This is a genomic window from Spirosoma horti (assembly GCF_054776595.1).
Genome location: NZ_BAAHBQ010000002.1, coordinates 211,298 through 233,914, shown reverse-complemented (window position 1 = coordinate 233,914; position 22,617 = coordinate 211,298). Strand labels below are relative to the sequence as shown.

The following is a 22,617-nucleotide window of genomic DNA, read 5'->3' as shown; positions in this document are numbered from 1 at the left end:
GGCTCAGCCCCTCAAAACCGCCAACGGGCCTGTATTTTCACTTCGGACTTATGAGACGCATTGATTTGATCAAGGGCGGAGCCAACCGTATCCTGATTGGTGAGGTCTGTTCTGGCCCATCGTACCCAAATATCCAGATGGCGACTCAGATTATATTGAGCCAATAAATAATGCCGGACACCCTGGTTAAAATAAGCGGGAAAGGAGAACGCATACAGAACATCGCGCTCATAAACATACTGTCGGCTGTCGTAATCATCCGTACCAAATAAAGCAATCCGGCCACTCAGGCTAAATTTTCGTACCTCCAGCGTGGCATCCTGCACCAACACAAACCCTCGCGAGGGCGGCTGTCCCGCATAACCAAACCCACCCCACTGCACCCGCGAACGAAGCGATAGCCTGCGCCGAAGCTTATAGTCGGCGTTGAGTACGTAGCTACGGCGTGTGGTTCTCACTACGTCTTTAACATTATCTATGGTTAGGTTTTTCTCTTTATGCTCTTCGTGGTAAAGCGCGTAAAAGGTTGTCTGCCGATTGGGTGAGTAACGGGCCTGGAGCAAATAATCAAACCCTTTGGACGGTTTGTCCACCAGATATTTTAGCCAAGGAAAACGGAAATAATCAACAAAGCCCCCCAACGTTAGCTTACGATAAACCGTGTATTTCAATCCTAGATAAACCCCGGATTCGTTAATCGTTCGACTGCCTTCGCTGAATCCGTTGCTGTAGAAACTATGAAAATTGCGGTCATAATGCCGCATGATCAGCGACATATCTACCTTTTTTGTCAGACTGACCAGCGCCCCGCCCACAGCCCCAATCCCACCCGAATTCGTAACAGAGCCGCTGCTACGGGCTACTTCACCAAACAGGTTCCAGTTCCGCCAGATGTAGCCACCGTGAAGACCAGCCACTAAATTCTGCCTGCCTGTAAACTCATACTGATTGTAAGCCAGATCGCGCCGACGAAAAAAGGTGTCAAAGCTGGTGCGTAGCACCGTTACGCCCAGTTGAACCTGCTGCCGATTATGATAGAGCAGATGCAAACCAATATTTGTTTCCAGCAAACTTCCCTGATCGTCGCGTTCTGATATCGTACGGTGCAAACCAGACGTTTGTAAGGACGTAGCCACAACGCCCACTCCCAGACTGTCCGTAGCACGATTGGCATCGCGTCGGTTACGAGCGGCCATAAGGGTTAAATCCAGATTGGATTGCAGGCTATACGTTGCCGTTGCGCCCCGAAAATAACCATATTCCGTGAGCGATGTAAAGGGCCGGGCACCCAGCGTTGGACGACGAACAGTTTGCACCGTTTCGGCACTTTTGCCTAGTACAAAACCTGCCGACAGAACCAATCCCTGCCCAATTTGCAGTTGATAGTCACCAATCAATAAATTACGCCATTTCCCCCGGTTCTGCACCTGCGCGTGGAAGGATACATAATCGACGCCATACCGACGTGCCGAAGGCTGCCATCCCCACTGCTCACCGGGGTCCTGCTCCACAGTCAGGCCAACGCTGAACGCACGAGGGCGGCTGTACCGATAGCGGGCATACCATTGACCAGGGCTACCCAGATACCGCGTCGGGAGGTTTCCTTTCTTATCGGGTGTGGCGTCTGAAAAGCCCTTTTGGTTTTCGACAAGTCGTTCGTAACGAACAATCAGGTAGTTATCCGTTGGGGTCGTGTAAGCACCGAATAACCCCTGGTTACCGCCTACTGTTACAAAAGGCAATAGCCGCCGAATGGTCGGCACGTCGAAGTCTGGTACGGCCTGTAGCTCATAAACAGATAAGAGATTCCCAAATTCAGCCCGATAGGCAGCTAAACTGCTCAGTTGGCGTTGCGAGAGGAGGTACGTTGCTTCTAACTCATCGCGCGTAGCAATATTTAAATCGAGCGGACTGGCGTAGAGTTGCGTTAAGCCATCGTACACCGACTGGTAATCGACGCCTTCAGTCTGTACGGGAAATAGATCCTGCAAACGCTGGCTCAGTGCATCGGCTGATCCATCAGGAACTCGATAAACAGGTCGGTTAGCCTGGCAAAAAGCTGAACAAACGATCAGCCACCCGGCCACAGTGAGCAGATAAACGTTTCGCAAAGGCCTTACTAACCAAGTGAATAAGGTCTATGACGAATATACCGCACAAAGGTTACATATGTAATGTGGCTGTAGCCCGATGATTTTTGTGGTCAGGATGATTTAGCTGGGATTTACGAAAGGAGAGTACCAAAAGACTAAAATAATTCCTCTACAAGCATCTTTCGAAAATCATCCTGACCATAAAAATCAGCGGGCTATTGATGTGAGTTTCAGGCAAACCGGCGTTTCAGAATCTCAACCAGTTCGCTTACTTCATCGCTGCTCATGTCCCACAAATACTGCGAAGCATAACGATAGGAGATTAAATCGAGTGCCTGTCCATAATTGTTCAGTGTATCGATTTCCTCCACCGCCTGATTGTACGCACTCGAATTTCCGTTGAACAACTGATTGATGAAGCGAAACTTCTGATTCAGTGAAATACTGCGGGCAACACTCTCGATAGGCGCGCGATGGAATGTTTCGGCTACTGTTGTGGGCTCGGCAGGTGTGCTTTCGCGCAAGGTATCATTCAGCGTCGGTTTGGCCTCAACAGAGGTGTCAGGCTGCGCTTGTTGAGGTATGCCGGGTTGGGTGATATCTGTAGCTGGTAACTGCGACGGCTGACTGATGGGCGAAACGGGATCTGGCCCGCTGGTCCGGTCAAGGAACAGGACACCACCCGTAGCCGTCGACTCATCGGCTGATCTGGTAAAAGCTGACTTTGCCGGAGATTCCTGCGGGGGTGTCGCTGGTGTATTGCTGGCCGGGCTGTCGGCTAATGACTCCGCTGTTGGTGCTGGTATAGTGGCCTCCGTAGCTACCAAAGGAGCTGGTGGAACCGATGGTTCGGTAGCGGTATCGAAAAACGACCGCTGGGGAGCGCCGGGAATACTATCGGGTACATGACTACGAAGCAGGCCCGCTACATCCATGGGCAGCTTCTCCGAGAAAAGCGCCACAAACTTATCGTAATGTTCGAGCTCATGGGCACGCTGGCTCAACACTTCGTCCAAAAAACCCAGTGCCTGATTGACATACACGAACGGCTTACCGTTCATGCGCTGCATAATATGGGTCGGGATGAATTGATTGATCTTCGTGTACCGCACCATTTGCCTAATGACATCGACCGTTACGGTAAACTCAGGCTGACTTCGGAGCACGTCATCAAAGTAAGCCCGGGGATCAAAGATCATAATGATCGTCCGACGAGTCGCATCCGCCAATAATGGTTCGAGATGCTCGCGCCGAACCGAAATATGCTGCGACACAACGTTCATAAAGTTGCGCAAAGCCTCCTCCACATCGGCGTCGGTAAAATCAAAATAGGGGCTCCGAAACTTAGCTGCGTCTGCCTGCCACTTATCAGACAAGCTACTAATAACGAACAGGTTAATCTGATTAATGGGCGTTAGCGACAGAATTTGCTGACCATTGATGGTTGCATGATGCTGGTAGAAATCGGACGCGATCCGGCGAGCATAAGACTTGCTATATTCTGTGAGGGCGTTGGCGTTAAACTTGTTCGACATTAGGAAAAGCCTTTGTTTTGTAAATATATAACTTTCGGCCACAAACCGGCTGTTGTCCATGAAGAAATCAAATGCAACGGGCTGTACACCATGATTCAATACTACAGTGGGTAAACCCTGTGGGTAATTGAAACAAATTTCGTTCCGATTTGTCAGGGACACCCTGAGACTTTTTACTTTCTCTTCTCGTTTTACCGTACTTTATCAATCAATTTCCAATGTTTATTGAACCATCCCGACGGCGCGAACCGCCCCATCTCCGCACTGGCTGGATCGAGGTAATCTGTGGATCGATGTTCTCCGGAAAAACGGAAGAGTTAATTCGACGCCTTAATCGAGCCCGTATCGCCAAGCTGAACGTTGAGATTTTTAAGCCCGCACTGGATACTCGCTACCACGACGAAAACATCGTATCTCATTCAGCGCTGGCGATTCATTCGAACCCCGTACAAACGGCGGGCCAAATTCCAGCCTTAGCCGGTAACTGTGACGTTGTTGGAATAGACGAGGCCCAATTTTTTGATAAAGACATTTTGAATGTCTGTAACTTGCTGGCTACCCAGGGAAAGCGGGTCATTGTTGCCGGACTTGATATGGACTTTTCCGGGCAACCCTTTGGCTGTATGCCTCAACTAATGAGCATTGCCGAATATGTCACGAAGGTCCACGCTATTTGCGTGGTCTGTGGCGACATCGCCCAGTATTCCTACCGGCTCGTCCCCTCACAGGATCGCGTGCTGTTGGGCGAAACCGATAGCTACGAAGCCCGCTGCCGACGCTGCTTTAACCTCGGCAGTGATGCTGGCCGAAAAGAGTGGGCGTACGAGAACGTTGCGAATGATGAATGATTTAATTAATTTTTTATTCACAAAAAAGCGTCTCCAGTCTTTAGTTAACAGATGCTGGGGCTCATTTATCATTCTTTGCCTGGTACTTCCTATTTCTTCATTCGCGCAGATTGGTGTTTGGCAAACGCATGTCAGCTACCAGTCTGGCCAATCGGTGGCAGTCACTGGCAATTTCGTTTATGCCGCTACCCGAAACGGGTTATTCTATTTCGATAAAACCACTCAGGAAACCCGTACCCTTGGGAAGCAGGATGGTTTGAGTGACGTAGGCATCAGTCGGCTACTCTATCTGTCTGATCAAAAACGGTTGTTTATTGCTTATCAGGACGGTAATCTGGATTTCCTGACCCTAACGGACACGGGCGAGCCAGGTACTGTTTCGAATGTAAACACAATCGTTAGCGCATCGTCTCTGCCTGACACCCGAGGCATTAATCACCTCAATAGAATTGGCAATAACGTCTATCTGAGCACTGATTTCGGCCTTGTTGTGCTGGATCTCTTAAAAAATGAGATTCGGGACACGTATTTCAGCCAACGGGCCGATGGTTCTCCCCTTCCTATTTTGCAGTCGGCCGCCACGACCGATAGTCTGTATGTCTTAACCGCCCCCTTAAGCACAACAGCCACCCAACGTCAACTGCGGTCCATTCGACTTGCGGCCAATGTCAATATTGCCGATCCGGTAAACTGGAAAACAGTAGCCACACCCGGCCCGCAAACTGAGTCGATAGCCGCCAACCAGGGGCGTTTATCCGCAACGGTAAATGGCCAGGGCACATTTGACCGGCAACTCGGCCGGTGGACGCTGACCCAGTCTCTCACAAACTCCATTATCAGGCAATTCTCCAGCGCATCGGGTCTGATTTTAGCGACCAATCAGGCCGTAACCTTGCCGGGCGTGGGGTCTTTTACCAGTTCGCTGCTGGCGGATCCGCGCGAGGTGCAGGTCGATGGAAATATCCTCTGGATTGCCGATGCTAGAAATGGACTTTTGACCACAGCGGCTGGTACATTTCGGCGTATTGCCCCCGAAGGACCAACACGCGATCAGTTTGCCCAATTATACACCTATGCGCAAACGCTGGTTGCCCTACCCAATAGCCCACAGGAAACCACTTCCTTAGCGCAAAACCAGCCGCCGGTTGAGCTATTATCCGTGCCAGCGGAACGATGGACCAGCAGCCTGGCTACGGGCTCAACGCGTGGCTTTAATTCGGCGGCCTACGTAACCACCGAGCAAAAACTCTATCTGGGAAATTTTGGCGGGGGTCTTTGGAGTCAGGTAGAAGGCCAACCGCCGACACCAGTTGTCTTACCGGCTACCATTAGCCCTTTCATCAACAGTCTGGCTACCGACATCGACGGAAATGTATGGATCACGACGGGCCGGGGCAATGCCCAGCAGGCCACCTTACACGTTCGCCGAACCGATGGACAGTATCAATCCTTTCCAGCAATCAGCCAGACAACTATTGTACAGATTGTGCCCGATGATAATGGGTTCCTGTGGCTTCGGCCCGATGTTGGTGGCGGCTTACTGGTTTTTGACCCTCAGACAAACCGCAGCCAGGCTTTAGGAACGATGACAAACCAAGGCGCCCTGCTAACGAACAGCGTTCGGGCTTTGGTAAAAGATCGCAACGGCGTTATCTGGGTTGGCACCGACCTTGGTCCCATGGTATTTGATAATCCCTATGGTGCTTTCGATCCAGTAGTAAAAGCACAATCGCCCATTATTAATGGTCGCCGGTTGCTGGCCAATGAGCTTATTACATCAATAGCCGTTGATGGGGGCAACCGAAAATGGCTGGGTACACGCAGCGGTCTATACCATGTTTCGCCCGATGGATCACAACTGCTCGACACGTTTACGACCGATAATAGCCCTTTGCCCAGCAATACCGTGCAGGCACTAGCCATTGAACCTACCTCCGGCAAGGTATTTATTGAAACCGGCGCAGCAGATCAATCCAGAGGAATTGTCTCCTATCAGGGTTCGGCAACGGAGCCAGCCCCGGTTCTGAGCCAGATAACTATTTTTCCAAATCCCGTCCGGCCAGATTTTACCGGTACCGTCGGCATCAACGGGTTAACGGAGAATGCCACGGTGAAAATTCTCAACGCGGGCGGGCAACTGGTCTACGAAACCCGGTCGCAGGGCGGCACGGCCACCTGGACATTACGAGATTACCTGGGCCGCATGGCTCAAACGGGTATTTACCTGATTGTGGTTGTCAACGTTGATGGGTCTGAAGGGCTGGCGGGAAAACTGGCGGTAGTCCGCTAGCCAATGCTTATCCGTAATTGGTTAGCAGGTTGTATATTAGTCTAGCCAAACTTACTAACTGCCTGCTTATGCATTTAGACATTCTACAGACGGGTGCACTGCAAGACTATTTGCGCCGACGTGGCTGGCTCGATAATGAAGAAGTTGTTGCGTCGGTTGAGATTCCCGGTGAAGGCAGCATGAATTATACCCTTCGGGTAACGACCTCCATTCGATCATTAGTTGTCAAACAATCGCGGGCGTACATTGAGAAACACCCAAGGTTACCAGCTCCCGACGATCGGGCCATTATCGAAGGTAGTTTTTATCAGGAGATACAGCCGATTCCCATGTTGGCCAATGCGATGCCTTTGCTATTGGGAACAGATCGGGAAAATAACATTCTGGTTCTGGAAGATTTGGGGGACACCCGAGCCTATACGTTTTTGTACCACTCAGGGCAATTGCTATCCGAAGCAGATACGTTGGCACTGACAGACTACCTGTCCGAGCTTCATTATCATTTTGCCACCGAAAAACCCGGCCCGATCTTCACCAATAAGGGGATGCGGCTGCTTAACCACGAATCTATTTTTGTGGCTCCTTTCAACGAAGAGAACGGGCTTGATCTTGATACCGTACAACCAGGTCTGGCAGAGTTGGCCATGGCTTATAAGCAGGACATACCGCTGAAAAAGAGTATCCGGCAATTGGGCCAACTGTATTTGTCAGACGATAGTCAGCCGCAGGCAAACGCGTCAAAAACACTTCTGCACGGTGATTTTTACCCAGGAAGCTGGCTTCAGACGTCCCATAAACACCTTAAAGTCATCAATCCCGAGTTTTGTTTCTACGGTCCCGCCGAGTTTGATCTGGGCATCCTGATCGCGCACCTGATGTTGGCTCAGCAGCCATCAGAAACAATAAACTCCGCATTGACCAACTATATAAAACCAGCTCATTTCAACGAAAAACTACGCCATCAATTCACGGGCATTGAGCTGATACGACGTCTGATTGGCCACCCACAGCTGCCTTTTAGCTTGTCAATAGAGCAAAAACGCCTGCTATTGGCAGAAAGCCGACAAATGCTTGTGTAAAGCGGATGGCTTGTCTCTTCAACCCATCGACGATCTCAGTGTTTCTTATTGTCCGCCCCCTTTACCATCGTCGTTACGAATTTTTTTGCTTTGCTTACCGCCAGCGCTCATCTGACCAAATTTATAGCTGAGGGTCAATCGTACCGAACGGTTAACGAAGAGTGATGTACCTTGAGCCGCGTAAGAGGGGGCAAATTGATCACTGGTCATCCGGACATTTCGGTTAAATGGATTATTGACGTTCAGGGTCAGGCTCATTTTTTTATCCATCCACTCTTTTTTGGCCGATACGCCGTAGTAATACCAGCCTGAATTACGGCTTTGCAAGGATATCCAGCCCGATCCAATGTAACCATTGGCTTGCAGTGTGACGTCTTTCGGCAATTTGTAGGACGCATTCGGACTAAGGCTCCAAACCCAACCACTCGTCCGCTGGTTGAGCGCAACGCTGGTCAGATCGACGTACGTAATATCCGATCCTACACTAAAATTAAACTGCTTGTTCGGCTGAAGCGAGAGATTAAGGTTAGCCCCATAGCTGGCATTCTGCCCGATATTCTGCGGAGATGACAGCGCGACACCCTGTGCATCGACCGTCGATAAAAACTCGATTGAGTTGTTCGTCTGCCGCCAGAACAGAGCCGCATTAAAGGAAGCGCCCTCCTTACCAAAGGTACTATAGGACAATTCCGTCGCGTGCGTTAGTTCAGGGTTCAGCAGTGGGTTGCCGGTCTGAATATTTTTCGGATCGCTGGAATTTCGGAACGGATTGAGGTACCAGATCAGAGGACGCGAAATTCGTTGTGTATAACTTACCTTAAATGTATGCTTGTCGCGAATGGTTTTGGCTATCGTGAAGCTCGGAATCAGGTTCTGATACTGACTATTGAATTGGGTCTGGGTCGACACAAAATCACCGTGAATTGTGGTATGTTCCAGACGGGCGCCCGCGGCCAGGTTCCATTTGCGCTTCGAGTCCATCTTGAGGGATGTATAGCCTGACACAACCCGCTGGTCATACGTAAACTCATTCGTTCGGGATGGATCAAGCGCGTAGTCGGCTTCGAGCCCGGTCGTAGACTGATCGACGACGAATTCGCTGCCTATGCCGCGCAAAATGGTTTTAGCCCCCGCTTCCAGTTTAAAACCAAGCGTATCGTGTTTGGTGCGGGCCGTAAATGGGTGCGTATAATCGGCCTGGAAGGTGTATTCATTATTGCGGCTCAGGTTGGTACTTCGTTCCAGATAAGTTGGCACTTCCGACTGCATACCGGTCTGCCGGATCGAGTAGTAATAGTTATCAGGCATCCGTGCATACTGCGTCAGTATCGAGAACTCCCGTCCCGCCGTGGCTTTCCCCGACTTGTTGAATGACTTTGTCCAGCCGAGGTTAAACTCAGTATTTCCGTAGGGATTCCGAAATTGAATATCGCGGTGGTATTCTTGCAAAACTCCGCCCTGTGGATCGGTCAGGCGGCTATCCAGGGTACTGTTCGAGGGGAAGTTGCCGCCCCAGGCGTTGGCCGAAAAGTTAATGCGGTTGGTCGAATCCGGGTCATAATCGAGGCTCATCTCGCCATAGCCGCCCGTACCGGTATTGTCACGATACGCGTTCTGACGTAAAATGCTGGTAGGTTGCCCATCTGTCAGGGCCGTACGGGTACTTGAATTCTCGCCGATGTTGCGGTATTGATACCCATTCAGCGAAATGGCCAGGCCAAGTTTTTTTCCCTTTACGTTCAGGTTACCGCCCAAGGATCGGTTCAGATTACCGGCCGTTAGGTTTACCGTACCGTTGGTTCCCTGTACGGCTTTTTTGGTGATGATGTTAATAACGCCAGCCGATCCTTCGGCATCGTATTTAGCGCCGGGGCTGGTAATCACCTCCACTGATTTAATGATATTGGCGGGCATCTGTTTCAACGCATCGGCTAGATTACGAGCCATAATACTCGACGGCTTGCCATTAACCAGCACTTTAATATTACTACTCCCCCGCATTTTGAGGTTTCCGTCCAGATCGACGGTCAGCATGGGCACTTTTCGTAACACGTCGGCGGCTGTTCCGCCCGTGTTCGACACATCCTTTTCGGCGTTGTATACCAGCCGGTCCCCTTTGTCCTCCACCAGCGCCTTCTGCCCAACCACATCCACCTGCTTTAAACTGCGACTATCGGGCGAGAGCTGAATCTGTTTCAGATCGATAAGCGGCTTCTCTGTCGTAATCGCTAGTTTATCAAGCGTTTTAGTTTGGTAACCCACGAAAGAAATAACCACCTTGTAAGTACCAACGGCAATTTTGTCAAGCAGAAAACTTCCTTTCTCGTCGGTGGTAACGCCATTGATAAGTTTGTTATCCAGCGTTTGGATAGACACGGTAGCAAACGGAACCGGCTTCGTTGTGGTTGAGTCATTAAGCGTGCCGCGAATCCGGCCGGGGTTTGTCTGGCTAAAAGCCAGCAATGAGATCGTACAGAAAAAGAGCAGGAACAGGTGTTTCATATGGATGAGTTTAGGAGAAGGAAAGGGGCCGTAAATCAACGTTGTTCATTCCCTACCCTATTCTGGAACAAAGCTATGTGTCTGTAAACGAAGAGCGTGTACCGTTATGGAAATTTAACATTTCGACCCGCTGGCCAAACTACACGCCTATCAGGGTTGATGAAATTAGACTCCGGATTGCATAAATAGCCAGGTGGTGTGCGTGTTTTTTGGCGGGAATAAACATGGCTTAACGCCGGTGTGGCACAGCCTGGCAAGCCCTTAAACCAGCCCAATAGTACCCGAATTGCGCACCAGGCAAACCAGGAAAATACCCTCTGACGAACCCTATGAAAATAAGCCTATACACGCTATTTGACGAATCAGGGCATTTTGCCTAATTTTGACAGGTTTTCTGCCATCTCATTCAGGTGTCAACATGAACCGAATGAGTAACCAAACGCAATCAACGCACTCATTATGAGAGAAATACAATTCCGTGAAGCCCTGCGGGAGGCCATGACGGAAGAAATGCGCCGGGATCCGAAAGTTTATCTGATGGGCGAAGAAGTTGCCGAATACAATGGCGCCTATAAAGTTAGTCAGGGAATGCTGGACGAATTTGGCCCCGAGCGGGTCATTGATACGCCCATCGCTGAGCTTGGTTTCGCCGGTATTGGTGTAGGTTCAGCCATTAACGGACTGCGGCCAATTATTGAGTTTATGACCTTTAACTTTTCGCTTGTTGCGATTGATCAGGTTATCAACTCGGCGGCTAAAATCATGTCCATGTCGGGTGGCCAGTACTCCTGTCCGATCGTGTTCCGTGGACCAACCGGGAACGCCGGGATGCTGTCTTCGCAACACTCGCAGAACTTCGAGAACTGGTTTGCCAACACGTCGGGCCTGAAAGTCGTTGTTCCTTCGAATCCTTACGATGCTAAAGGGCTGCTCAAGTCGTGTATCCGCGATAATGACCCCGTTATTTTTATGGAGTCGGAGTTGATGTACGGCGACAAAGGCCAGGTTCCGGAAGAAGAATACCTGATTCCAATTGGATTGGCCAATGTTGTTCGGGAAGGAAACGACGTAACAATCGTATCGTTCGGGAAGATTATGAAAGTGGCCCTTGCTGCCGCCGATGAGTTAGCGAAAAACGGCGTTTCGGCGGAGGTTATCGACTTACGGTCTGTGCGCCCCATTGATTACGCAACGATCATCAACTCGGTGAAGAAAACCAACCGGTGTGTTATCGTTGAAGAAGCCTGGCCATTAGCCGCTATCTCGTCTGAGTTAACCTACAACATTCAGCGAAATGCGTTCGATTACCTCGATGCACCTGTTGTTCGGGTCAATAGCATGGATTTGCCGTTGCCATATGCGCCAACGCTCATTGAAGCTATTTTACCAAACGTGAAACGTACGTTACAGGCAGTAGAAACCGTAATGTATAAAAAGTAATGAACAAGGTACTATAGAGCGCTGTTAAATGACCGCTCTATAAAAAAAGCGTCGATCCACCCGGTCGACGCTTTTTTATTAACAAAAAGCCCGACTGTTTTTCAACGGCCGGGCAGTGTATTTGATGCAATTATAGGTAAAACCCTCGACAGGGGAAAAAAGTTTAGGCACTGAAAAATAGTCGTATAGTTTTTCGTATTATTGATACGTATGAATGATTTATCTGATAACGCAGCAAAACGCCCGGTACTCAAGCTAAGTGGCCGTATAATTTATGAGGTTACCAGCCAATACGTAGGCTCCTTATCGGCGTTACGCCAACGGGAACCAACAGTTATATTCTTCTCGAATCTGCGCAAAGCAGTTGACGCGATTACGGCGGAGCTGGCATTGAACAATTGGCCGCCTAAAGTCAACTATACGGCTGTGTACCGAGGAATAAAACAGCGGGAGTTTTATAGTTGTGATTTCAACGTTGCCGGGGCTCGGGTTTTCCGAATCAAGGTCGTGCCGCGTGTGCTAAATCCAGCACTTCCAAGGCTGGGCATTGATGAGAACCCGGAGAAATAACATTGGTAAAAATGCCAGATTGGGTTCATTGATTTGAATTAAAAAAGTGTCATTACTTTTTCATTTTCACCGGGTTAAAACCCGGTGAAAATGAAAAATCGAACCCTGAGTTAATACGCTTTCAAACTCAGATCCAGACTCTTTACCTGGTGTGTTAAGGCTCCGGACGATATATAATCGACACCCGTTTCAGCATAAGCCCGCAGATTGGTTTCGTCGATGCCGCCCGATGCCTCGGTCACGAAGCGGCCATTAATAAGCCGTACCATGTCGCGGATACCGTCGGGCGGGAAATTGTCCAGTAAAATAATATCTACCTGCCCGATCCGAAGTACTTCGTCTACTTCGGCCCGGTTACGGGTTTCTATTTCGATTCGCAATTGCCGACCGGTTTCTTTCAGGTATGCAACCGCCTTGGTAATGGCCGCTTCAATGCCTCCGGCATAATCGACATGGTTGTCTTTGATAAGAATCTGGTCGTACAAGCCAAACCGATGATTGACTGCCCCCCCAATCTTTGTGGCCATTTTCTCACAAATGCGAAAGTTTGGCGTGGTTTTACGGGTATCGAGCAGTTTTGCCCGCGTGCCTTCCAGAATGTTAACCAGTTCCCGGGTATGCGTCGCAATGCCACTCATCCGCTGCATACAGTTAAGTACCAATCGCTCGGCAGTCAGAATGTTACGGGCGTTTCCGCTAACGGTCAACACAATATCACCAGGCTTGATGGAGGCTCCGTCATGCATCAGTACATCCACCTCAAAGGCGGGATCGACTTCGGAGAAAATTGCCTGTGCCACCTCGACACCCGCCAAAATTCCTGTTTCTTTCACCAGTAGCCGTGCTCGTTTCTGTGCATCGGCCGGGATAGTCGATAAGGATGTATGGTCGCCGTCACCGACATCTTCGGCCAGCGCCAGCTGAATAAATTCGTGTAAATTCATACCTGCAAGGTAGCAGATTATTCTTTTCGACAGAGCGGCAACAGCGAGCCAGGTGGTGGAAAGTGATCAACGCGCTTTCAAAATCCGTCTTACGGTTCGTTCGTTCCCCTGCTTCACGTCAAGAAGGTAAATCCCGAACGGGAGAGCCGACAGGTCCACAGTACCAGAAAAGGAACGGGTCGTTTTATGCAGTGTTGTTTGCTGACGGGTAACGCCCAAATTAGCATCGATCACACTGACATCAACATCGCCCAGATAGGCATTATTGAGTTGAATTTCCACTCGCTCTACCGATGGATTCGGATAAACACGCAGCGATTCATCGTTAACCTCGGGCAAGTCGGCAGATGACCGGGCGGCTCCCGACGCAACGATAACAAACTGGGGCGTCTCCGTTAAGGTCAGCGTAACCTGGTTGTTCACCGTTGGCCGGATCTGCAATGCCATCGTATCACGACCGGCCTGGGGCGTATATATCCGTGCGGCTGAACTCGTCCCCAGATTCAGGGAATATTGGGCTGTTCGCCCCACTTCGTCGGGAATCCAAAGAGCATAGGCCGACTGTCCGTTACGTTCATAGCGGTCCACATTCGGGTTTGTACTGATCGACTCTTTGAACACATACTCGCCAATGAGCTTTTTGGCCTGGTAAAAATAATCGGCGGTCGGTTTACGGGTGAAATCGGCGTTCATAAAGCCCATCGAACAGAATTGGGTCGGACAATCCAGATTCAGATCATACGTCTGGTAAAAGTCGATTCGATCCACGCCTTCCCGACCATATAACAGGGCCGTCCGCAAATTCCAGTCAGCCTGGGTGCTCAAAACCGACTTAGACCCAATGGGAATGGCGCGTAGCGGGCTACCCTGATGAAGGTCGTAGCCCGTTTCAGACACGTAGACCGGCATGTCATAACAGGCTTCGTGCGCCAGTTTCAGCACATTTCGGACCACTTGAGCGGCAACCGATAATTCGGGGGCGGCTCCCCGTGCCGATGCACCACTCCCATTTTGCATGGAGCTGGAATTATCGGGATAGAGATGGTAATTGATAACATCCCAGCAAAGATCGACACGCCCATCCGATTTGTAGCCCCGGAACTCTTTGCACCAGTCGATCATACCCCGAATGTAATCGGTACCATTGGCAATCGAACACAGGCCGCCCATGACCACCGTCATGCTCGGGTCGGCGTTTTTCACACCAACGCCCGCCCCCATTGTATTCTTATGCCCATCGTAAAACGCCGACATATTGGCCGCATACTCCCGACCCGTCTGGTACGCTTTCCGGCCGCGCCACCACTTGTCGCGCTCGTTGTCGCACTCGATGTAATTGATTAGGCCAAGGCCAATTTTCACAACGTTGGGCGGATCGGATGTCCAGCGAATGGCGGTGTTAACCTTAACCAGGGCTGGATTTACGGCGGTATTTTTACCGTATCGGGCCGCATACTGAAAGGCTACTTTCGCTTGGTCAATGTAGGATAATGGGCTGGCAAAGTCTTTTCCATAACGCACGGGTACATTATCATTCCCCTGCTGGTCTGCGGGATAGGTCGCCTTCATCCAGGGTGCCATGTCTTTCAGGCAGGCCATCACCTCAATGCCATCTGCTTTGCAGCGTTCGTACATGAGATCATAATTCCAGCCACCGGCATGGGTTGGATTGAAGGTGTAGTTCCCCTCGGCCAATTCCAGCTTTTCCCAATCCATATAGTGCCGGATAACACCGAACGACTGGATAGCCTTCATTTTAGGTGCCGAGATACCGGGCACACCCGACTGATAGAAGTCCCACTCGAACCCGTTTATGCCAAGCAGATTCTTAAACGTTGGACTCTTTTTGGGCGCTGCGCCACTGGTGGCGCTACTCGCCTGATAGGTTCCGTAAAGCTCGATCTCACGAGGCCAGAAATCAGTTGTATTGATAACCAGGTAGCGCGCTCCGGTCACGATGCTATCGAGCAGAAACTTCGAATCGCCCGATGTTGACCGGGTCGGATAAGGACCTACCCAGGCATTGTATTCCAGGCCCTGAAACTGAGCCAGTTCAATGCGTTTCCAGTCGCGGGTGATTATGGACAACCGCATGGGAGCGGTAGAATTACTCCCATTTCCATCGTAAAATTTAATGGCTTTAATGGCCATCGATTCGCCGGTTTGTAGCGGATAATAGGCATCGTAATTACTCAGCACTTTACCCCAGCCGGTTTGTATATCATCCGTGACTTTCCCATCAAACAGTGGCCCCAGACCGCTGCTGACGTTATTGAGCTGATACCAGCGGCTGGCATCAATGGGAATTTTGCTGCCTAATGAAACAGCCGCAGTCGTTGATGTCGTTGGCGATGTGGTAGTAACGGGGGGGGTGGTAGTGGTACTGCCCGTTGTTGTCGTTACGGCACCGTCCAGGGGGTGGCCATACACCCGAACTTTAAGCGGTAGCGCATTGCAATATTTATGGATCAGGATGGCATCGGCCACTACCGATGGAACGGACAACTCCTGCCAGACCGCAAACGAAGGCCCTGTAAATGTGCCGAGCAATGTTTTCTGCGTTCCGTTGAGGGCATAAATCATAGCTGGTGTGCCCGAAAATTCGTTCTCACCATCATACAGTTCCAGTTTGGTCAGTGTACTTTTCGCTTCCAGTTTAAGGGTAAGATCCATCCATACACAGTCGGCGCTATTCCAGTCGGTTTGTACCAGACTAGTCATATCATCATTCAGATAGGGAGCGTAACTCTGTGTCGTAGGCAAACTCGATGCCACACTCGTTACCTTGACTCGTTCCTGGGCATACAAAATGGCATCAAGCGGATCAGCGGGTAATACCTTTCCATAGGCCCGTATTTTAACCGGTATGTTGTTGCAGTATTTATGAATGATAATTCCCTCCGCAACCAGAGGCTCGGTCAATGTATATGGCTTGAAGACCCTATAACTGTCGCCGGTGAACGTACCAATCAGCGTTTTCTCCTTCCCATTGACCGCATAGATCTGGGCCGGAGCCGACTCAAATGTGCCCTCAAAATCGTACAGATCCAGTTTTGTCAGCAGACTTTTCTTACTAAATTTTATTGTCACATCGGTCCATTGAAAATTAGCGGGCTCCCAATAGGTAGGGACGAGAGTAGCGATGTTGTCATTCAAGTAGGCCGAGTAATCTTCGCCGGTTACCGGATTGTCTTTCGCCGAGGCAAGCGTTAACAAATCGAGTGGGTGCGGTATAGTCGTAGTGGCGGTAATGGGCTGGCCAAACGCTTTAATTTTTTGTGGTATGTTATTGCCATACTTATAAATCATGATGGCATCGGCAACGAGCGGCTGAAAAGGCGTGAGCGTGACCCAATTTTTATACGTTGTTCCGTCAAACGACCCGATCAGTATTCGCTGGTTACCGGTTATGGCATAGAGCAGAGCCGGTTTGTCCGTAAACGACCCTTCTGCATCATAGAGAGACAACGTCGACAGCAGGCTTTTTTTCTCCAGCTTGAGGGTTACCTGTACCCATTTATCATTACCGGTCCAGACACTCTGTACCTGTTTTGTCAGATCGTCGTTCAGCCAGGGAGAATAATCCTGCCCCGTATTCTCGCTGGCTATGACAGACACAACCGTCAGTCGAACAGGTGTCGATCCAGTTTGTGCCTTACTTGACAGAGTGAACAATATACACAAGGAAGTGAGTATAGCGTTTATCATATAAGTTATATTTATGCGTAATATATATATAAAATATTTACACCATACAGGTAGTATAAATAATAGTGGTTTATTAAAGTGGGCTGATAATCTGTATGTTGAAAACTTACGAGTAATAGATAGGCCAAGTTCTGTCGTAGCGTTAACTAAATTTATATAAAGACAAAGCTTTCCGAATAAAGGCATCGAAAACCTGTCATGGCTACTTGCATTCTTCCCGAATTGGTACGAAATTTGTCATCCGCTAAGGAAATATATGAAGCAACCTCGTGTCCTACAACGCCTTTCCAGTCTTGCGCTGGCGACCTTACTGCTGTTTACGGCCGTATGGGGACGTGGTAATGTGACCCAGGCAAAAGTAGCGGTAGCCCATAAAGCCGTTTCTGAGCAGGCAAAATCCGGCAAAGCGACCGATGCCCCTGCATCAGCCAAGTTAAGCACGGCCCAATTTGAAGCCGTTGTTACACCCGCAATTCAACTGGGCGAGTCGGGGCAGAGCGCCTTTCTGCTGCCAGCGCCAACGCTGCTGATCTTATTATTACTGAGCGTTCCCTTGTTGCGCTTCTTTACCTTACCGCATTTCTATTTTTCTTATTTCAGGCACGTATTTGGGCATCACATTGCCACCAATGCGCCCTAACACGCGTTTACAGGCCAAATCCAGCGTTTTCCACTGGCCTCACGTGTTTCTTTCCTTGAGTCAATGCCCACAAAAAAGCTGACTCCATACTTAATCACCTTAGTATTTTTATAGCCAACTCACGGGCAATTGCCCGTGTATCCCAATGCAAAACAGAACCGGAATTCTCATTCTGACAGGCGTTATTGCAGCTATCTGCATTTATTTCCTGTCGTTTACATTTGTCTCGCGGAGCATCAAATCCGACGCAGAGGCTTATGCTACCAACAAACAAGGCGTTGTTGATCGGGCCAAAAAACAGCATTACCTGGATTCACTCTGGAAAGAACCCGTTTATCTGGGCAGTACCCTTCAGGAAGTTACCGAACGCGAACTCGGCCTTGGCCTTGACCTTCAGGGTGGTATGCACGTTGTGCTGGAAATATCACCGGCTGATATTTTGCGCAGCCTGTCAGGCAACAACCGCGATCCGAAATTCAACCAGGCCCTGAAACAAGCCGTTCAGGATCAGAAATCGAGCAACACCAGCTTTGTCGATCTGTTCGCCAGCGCATTTAGCAAGATTTCGCCGGATACCAAGTTGGCAACTGTATTTGCCACCAGTGCCAACCGGAGCAAAATCAACTACCAGTCGACCGATACGGAAGTACGGAAGTTGCTGAACGACGAAGTAAACGACGCGACGAAGCGGGCGTTTCAAATCATTCAGGCACGGGTTGACAAATTTGGGGTTGCTAACCCAAACATTCAGCGTTTACCAGGTTCAGGCCGTATTCAAATCGAATTACCGGGTGTCGATAATCCAGAACGTATCCGTCGTCTGTTGACCGGGGCCGCCAAGCTCGAATTCACTGAAGTTTACCGCTTAAGTGAACTGGCTCCAGCCCTTGAAGGAATGGGTGCGTACCTGCTCAGCCAGGAAGCCGCCCGGAAGGCCGCGTTGAAAACGACAGCGCCTGCAACTGGCACAGCCGCTAAAGGAACATCGACCCTTGAGTCGCAACTGGCCCAGGGCAGCAAAAAAGATTCGACGGCTAAAAATGACACGAGCGCAGCGGCTGCACAAGGCACCGCGCTTACGCAACTATTCCTGCCCGTTGGTCAGGACCAACTGGGTGTTTATCTGAAAGATACCGCCCGTGCAAACGCCGTTCTGAACGCACCGGAAGTAAAAGGTCTGTTTCCTGCCGATGCTTTTTTTGCCTGGGATCGCAAGACGTTCAAAGCAACCGACGGACGGGAAATCCTGTCGATCTATTTCCTGAAGAAAGCAGGTGGCCGCGCTCCGCTCGAAGGGGATGTGATCACGGAAGCGTCTAACGATTATGACGACCGGGGACGTCCTGAAGTGACGATGAACATGAACCCCGAAGGCGCTCGTAAATGGAAGAACTTGACGGCAGCCAACGTTGGTCGGCCAGTGGCTATTTTGCTGGATAACCTGGTTTATACGGCACCAAACGTACAGAACGAGATTCCTAACGGCCGGTCGAGTATTTCGGGCAACTTCACCGTTGAGGAGACGAAAGACATGGCTAACGTACTGAAAGCCGGTAAACTGCCAGCGCCAACGAACATCGTTGAAGAAAACGTAGTAGGTGCTACACTGGGTTCAGAAGCGGTTAGCGCTGGTGTCCTGTCATCCATCATCGGAATTTTGTTAGTGCTGGCCTTTGTGGTGTTCTACTACAATCGGGCGGGCTTCATTGCTGATATTGCCTTGCTTGTCAACCTGTTCTTTCTGATGGGCGTTATGGCCTCGCTGGGGGCGGTACTGACCATGCCAGGTATTGCTGGTATCGTGCTATCTATCGGTATGGCCGTGGATGCGAACGTGTTGATTTTCGAGCGGATCAAAGAAGAGCTGGCCTTAGGTAAAACCTTCAAGCAAGCCGTTGCGGATGGTTTCCAGAATGCGCTTTCGTCGATTATCGACTCCAACGTAACGACCTTCCTGACCGGTATCGTCCTGTTTATTTTCGGAACAGGTCTGATTCTGGGCTTTGCCACAACCCTGATCATCGGTATTCTGACATCGTTGTTTGCGGCTATTTTCATTACCCGCCTGATGCTGGAATACTACATCCGCAATGGCAAAACCCTGTCGTTTACGTCTTCGTGGGCAAAGAACCTCTTCAAAGATTCTGACTTTGATTTCGTATCACGCCGGAAGCTGTACTATACCGTATCGTCGATCATCATTGGTCTGGGTATTATCTCCGCTGTTTTTAGAGGCTTCGGCCTGGGCGTTGACTTTAAAGGCGGCCGTTCGTATGTCATTCGCTTCGAAAAGGCCATCAGTACGGACGACGTTCGGAATGCCCTCGAGCCCGTATTAGGCGGATCGCCGGAGGTAAAAACCTATGGTGGTACAGGAATTGGTGCCAATCAGGTGAAAGTAACGACCCCTTTTCTAGTTGACGACAATTCACAGGGAGCCGATAAAAAAGCAGAAGCTACTGTTTATCAGGGGTTAAGCTCCATTAAAGGAAACCCAGCTAAAATTGAGAGTTCCCAGAAAGTAGGCCCCACGATTGCGAATGACCTGCTGACATCGGCGTTATGGTCTATTCTGCTGGCAGTAGCGGTTGTGTTTGTTTATATTCTCATCCGCTTCAAAAAGCTGGCCTTCGGTTACGGAGCCGTCGTGGCGATGTTCCACGATGTGTTGATCATCCTGGCTATCTTCTCGATATTCAACGGCATTCTGCCTTTCTCGCTGGACGTAGACCAGGCGTTTGTAGGAGCCTTGCTAACGATCATGGGTTACTCCATGAACGATACCGTGGTTGTATTTGACCGGGTACGCGAGTATCTGGCCGAAAACAAAGGCAAGAAAGAGTCGATTGCTACGATTATTAACAACGCCTTGAACAGTACGTTGAGCCGCACAGCCGTAACGGGCTTCTCAACGATTCTAGTACTGCTGGTGCTGTTTATTTTCGGTGGCGAAACAATTCGTGGTTTCTCCTTCGCCATGCTGATCGGCGTTATCGTGGGTACGTATTCGTCGCTGTTTGTGGCTACGCCAATTGTGGTCGACTCACTGAGCAGCGCTCAGGAGAACGAAACCATCACACCAACCGTGATCGCAGCCGAGAAGAAAACTGGCTTCGATGCTGTTCCGGCCGACTTCACCAGCGCAGCACCCGCTACGCCCGAAGAGTTTACGGCAAAGAAGGAAAAGAAAGATAAAAAGCCGTTGATTCGGCCTTCGCAATCGTAATTTAAAGAGCGAAAGTGTGAAAGAACGGTCTGCTGTAGTGGTGAAAGAGTGAACGTGCGAAACCTAGTAAACCGTTTTCTTCGCTCTTTCACCGCTATGGCAGACCGTTCTTTCATTCTTTCGCTCATTATATTTCGTATATTTCGCCTAAATGCTTAATAATCTTTTCCTGATCAGCACTTTCACCAAACTCTAATTTTTCCTACATGGAGACTAAACTAAAACCTGTTGATACGAGTGTCTGGCGTAAGAAGCCCCTGGCGGCTTATGAGGCCGACATGAAAAAAAGTGAACTCAAACGTGTATTGACTCGCTGGGGCTTAACATCGCTGGGCATTGGCGCTGTCATTGGTGGCGGCATTTTCGTACTAACAGGTATTGCTGCTCACGACTGGGCTGGTCCGGCGTTGGCCTTATCATTTGTACTGGCCGGGATTGCCTGTACATTCGCAGCACTCTGCTACGCTGAGTTTGCCTCCATTCTCCCTGTCGAAGGATCTGCCTATGCCTACTCTTACGGAACCGTTGGTGAAATCTTCGCCTGGCTCATTGGCTGGAATCTCATCCTGGAATACATGATGGGTGCCACAACGGTGGCCGTAAGCTGGTCGGGTTATTTTGAAAAGCTGCTTCACCTGTTTCATATTGAACCACCTATCTGGCTCATGAACGACCCGATTACGGCTCAGGAAAAAGCAGCTGCCCTTCGGGCCACAGGGGTGGCTATTCCAGACTTTTCGTTTGCCTTCAACCTTCCCGCATTCCTTATTGTCCTTGTCGTAACCTATATTCTGGTTCGAGGCATCAAAGAAGCCGCCAGTACCAACAACATCATCGTAATCGTTAAGGTAGCCGTGGTTATCTTCGTAATTATTGCGGGTGCATTTTATGTGGATACAGCCAACTGGCATCCCTTCCTGCCTGAACCAGTTATCGATAAATCCGGCCAGCAGCATTATGGCTTCAATGGTATTGTAACAGCAGCCAGCATAGTCTTTTTCGCCTATATCGGCTTCGATGCGGTTTCGACCCAGGCGGGTGAAGCCATCAATCCTAAGAAAGACGTCCCCTTCGCTATTATTGCCTCGCTCATTATCTGTACGGTACTCTATATTCTGGTCTCACTAGTCCTGACGGGTATGGTACCTTTTAAGGATCTTGACCTGAAAGCACCTGTTGCGCAGGCATTTGCGGATAAGGGGCTAACATGGGCCGTTTATATCATCACCATTGCTGCTCTCGGAGGATTGACATCCGTTATGCTGGTGATGATGCTTGGCCAGACCCGGGTTTTCCTGGGTATGGCGAAAGATGGCCTGATTCCGCCGGGCTTGTTTGCCTCTATTCACCCCAAGTTTAAAACACCCTGGAAGAGCACGATTTTAGTCGGCATTATCGTATCGATCGTAGCCGCTCTAACGCCCATCGACAAAGTATCCGAATTAACCAGTTCGGGAACGTTGCTGGCCTTCGCTATGATCTGCGGTGCCGTTTGGCTGTTACGGGTTCGTGAACCCAATCTGGAGCGCCCCTATCGGACGCCCATACTGCCCGTTATTGCTACCCTTGGTATTCTGGCCAATCTGTACTTGATGTACAACCTGCGTACGGACACCAAGATTTCGTTCGTGATCTGGTGCGTAATTGGACTTATTGTCTATTTCACCTATAGCCGCAAACACAGCCACCTGAATAAGCCAGCAGTAGAATAAGTTTTTCCTGTACTATTACTATCCGTAAAG

General features: G+C 49.9%; 13 protein-coding genes. 8 read left to right on the top strand and 5 right to left on the bottom strand.

The window, feature by feature from the left end; genetic code table 11:
- Positions 1-11 precede the first annotated feature (11 nt).
- Positions 12-2,111: a ComEA family DNA-binding protein gene (locus tag ACYVAM_RS04990; RefSeq protein WP_461064555.1), complete on the bottom strand. Its 2,100-nt coding sequence runs from the start codon at positions 2,109-2,111 to the stop codon at positions 12-14.
- A gap of 212 nt (positions 2,112-2,323) precedes the next feature.
- Positions 2,324-3,628 carry a hypothetical protein gene (locus ACYVAM_RS04985; RefSeq protein ID WP_461064553.1) on the bottom strand — a complete coding sequence of 435 codons (1,305 nt, stop codon included), beginning with the start codon at positions 3,626-3,628 and terminating at the stop codon, positions 2,324-2,326.
- Between the two features lie 218 nt (positions 3,629-3,846).
- On the opposite strand from ACYVAM_RS04985, the gene ACYVAM_RS04980 reads away from it, so the two are divergent.
- The 3 genes from ACYVAM_RS04980 to ACYVAM_RS04970 all read left to right on the top strand — a co-directional run bounded on the left by ACYVAM_RS04980 (position 3,847) and on the right by ACYVAM_RS04970 (position 7,845).
- Complete coding sequence (locus ACYVAM_RS04980) at positions 3,847-4,476, top strand: thymidine kinase (protein WP_461064551.1); 630 nt, start codon at positions 3,847-3,849, stop codon at positions 4,474-4,476.
- Entirely contained in the window at positions 4,466-6,766 is a 2,301-nt protein-coding gene (gene porZ, locus ACYVAM_RS04975; RefSeq protein ID WP_461064549.1) for a type IX secretion system anionic LPS delivery protein PorZ, read from the top strand. The genes ACYVAM_RS04980 and porZ overlap by 11 nt, the downstream gene beginning before the upstream one ends.
- Positions 6,767-6,834: 68 nt before the next feature.
- Positions 6,835-7,845, top strand: coding sequence for a phosphotransferase (locus ACYVAM_RS04970; RefSeq protein ID WP_461064547.1), 1,011 nt, complete (start codon positions 6,835-6,837; stop codon positions 7,843-7,845).
- A 45-nt stretch (positions 7,846-7,890) separates the two neighbouring features.
- On the opposite strand, the gene ACYVAM_RS04965 is transcribed toward ACYVAM_RS04970, so the two are convergent.
- The gene (locus ACYVAM_RS04965) at positions 7,891-10,347 is read right to left on the bottom strand and encodes a TonB-dependent receptor (protein ID WP_461064545.1); all 2,457 of its coding nucleotides are present in this window, start codon (positions 10,345-10,347) and stop codon (positions 7,891-7,893) included.
- A 459-nt stretch (positions 10,348-10,806) separates the two neighbouring features.
- On the opposite strand from ACYVAM_RS04965, the gene ACYVAM_RS04960 reads away from it, so the two are divergent.
- On the top strand, positions 10,807-11,787 hold the full coding sequence (locus ACYVAM_RS04960; RefSeq protein WP_046578651.1) for a pyruvate dehydrogenase complex E1 component subunit beta: 981 nt from the start codon (positions 10,807-10,809) through the stop codon (positions 11,785-11,787).
- A 210-nt stretch (positions 11,788-11,997) separates the two neighbouring features.
- The gene (locus ACYVAM_RS04955) at positions 11,998-12,357 is read left to right on the top strand and encodes a hypothetical protein (RefSeq protein WP_461064543.1); all 360 of its coding nucleotides are present in this window, start codon (positions 11,998-12,000) and stop codon (positions 12,355-12,357) included.
- Between the two features lie 110 nt (positions 12,358-12,467).
- On the opposite strand, the gene nadC is transcribed toward ACYVAM_RS04955, so the two are convergent.
- Both nadC and ACYVAM_RS04945 read right to left on the bottom strand, forming a co-directional pair.
- Entirely contained in the window at positions 12,468-13,301 is an 834-nt protein-coding gene (gene nadC / locus ACYVAM_RS04950; protein WP_461064541.1) for a carboxylating nicotinate-nucleotide diphosphorylase, read from the bottom strand.
- Positions 13,302-13,367: 66 nt separating this feature from the next.
- Entirely contained in the window at positions 13,368-16,976 is a 3,609-nt protein-coding gene (locus tag ACYVAM_RS04945) for a T9SS type A sorting domain-containing protein (protein ID WP_461064539.1), read from the bottom strand.
- 289 nt (positions 16,977-17,265) lie between these two features.
- Between ACYVAM_RS04945 and ACYVAM_RS04940 the strand changes: the two genes are divergently transcribed.
- The 3 genes from ACYVAM_RS04940 (at position 17,266) to ACYVAM_RS04930 (ending at position 22,587) form a co-directional block, all read left to right on the top strand.
- On the top strand, positions 17,266-17,649 hold the full coding sequence (locus ACYVAM_RS04940) for a hypothetical protein (protein ID WP_461064537.1): 384 nt from the start codon (positions 17,266-17,268) through the stop codon (positions 17,647-17,649).
- 145 nt (positions 17,650-17,794) lie between these two features.
- On the top strand, positions 17,795-20,875 hold the full coding sequence (gene secDF, locus ACYVAM_RS04935) for a protein translocase subunit SecDF (protein WP_461064535.1): 3,081 nt from the start codon (positions 17,795-17,797) through the stop codon (positions 20,873-20,875).
- A 206-nt stretch (positions 20,876-21,081) separates the two neighbouring features.
- Positions 21,082-22,587, top strand: a complete 1,506-nt coding sequence (locus ACYVAM_RS04930; RefSeq protein ID WP_461064533.1) for an APC family permease — start codon at positions 21,082-21,084, stop codon at positions 22,585-22,587.
- The last annotated feature ends 30 nt before the right edge of the window (positions 22,588-22,617 follow it).

Excerpts from the sequence above, each read along its gene's own strand:
- ACYVAM_RS04985 (WP_461064553.1), bottom strand. The coding sequence starts at position 3,628 with ATGTCGAACAAGTTTAACGCCAACGCCCTCACAGAATATAGCAAGTCT.
- ACYVAM_RS04980 (WP_461064551.1), top strand. The coding sequence starts at position 3,847 with ATGTTTATTGAACCATCCCGACGGCGCGAACCGCCCCATCTCCGCACT.
- porZ (WP_461064549.1), top strand. The coding sequence starts at position 4,466 with ATGATGAATGATTTAATTAATTTTTTATTCACAAAAAAGCGTCTCCAG.
- ACYVAM_RS04970 (WP_461064547.1), top strand. The coding sequence starts at position 6,835 with ATGCATTTAGACATTCTACAGACGGGTGCACTGCAAGACTATTTGCGC.
- ACYVAM_RS04965 (WP_461064545.1), bottom strand. The coding sequence starts at position 10,347 with ATGAAACACCTGTTCCTGCTCTTTTTCTGTACGATCTCATTGCTGGCT.
- ACYVAM_RS04960 (WP_046578651.1), top strand. The coding sequence starts at position 10,807 with ATGAGAGAAATACAATTCCGTGAAGCCCTGCGGGAGGCCATGACGGAA.
- ACYVAM_RS04955 (WP_461064543.1), top strand. The coding sequence starts at position 11,998 with ATGAATGATTTATCTGATAACGCAGCAAAACGCCCGGTACTCAAGCTA.
- nadC (WP_461064541.1), bottom strand. The coding sequence starts at position 13,301 with ATGAATTTACACGAATTTATTCAGCTGGCGCTGGCCGAAGATGTCGGT.
- ACYVAM_RS04940 (WP_461064537.1), top strand. The coding sequence starts at position 17,266 with ATGAAGCAACCTCGTGTCCTACAACGCCTTTCCAGTCTTGCGCTGGCG.
- secDF (WP_461064535.1), top strand. The coding sequence starts at position 17,795 with ATGCAAAACAGAACCGGAATTCTCATTCTGACAGGCGTTATTGCAGCT.
- ACYVAM_RS04930 (WP_461064533.1), top strand. The coding sequence starts at position 21,082 with ATGGAGACTAAACTAAAACCTGTTGATACGAGTGTCTGGCGTAAGAAG.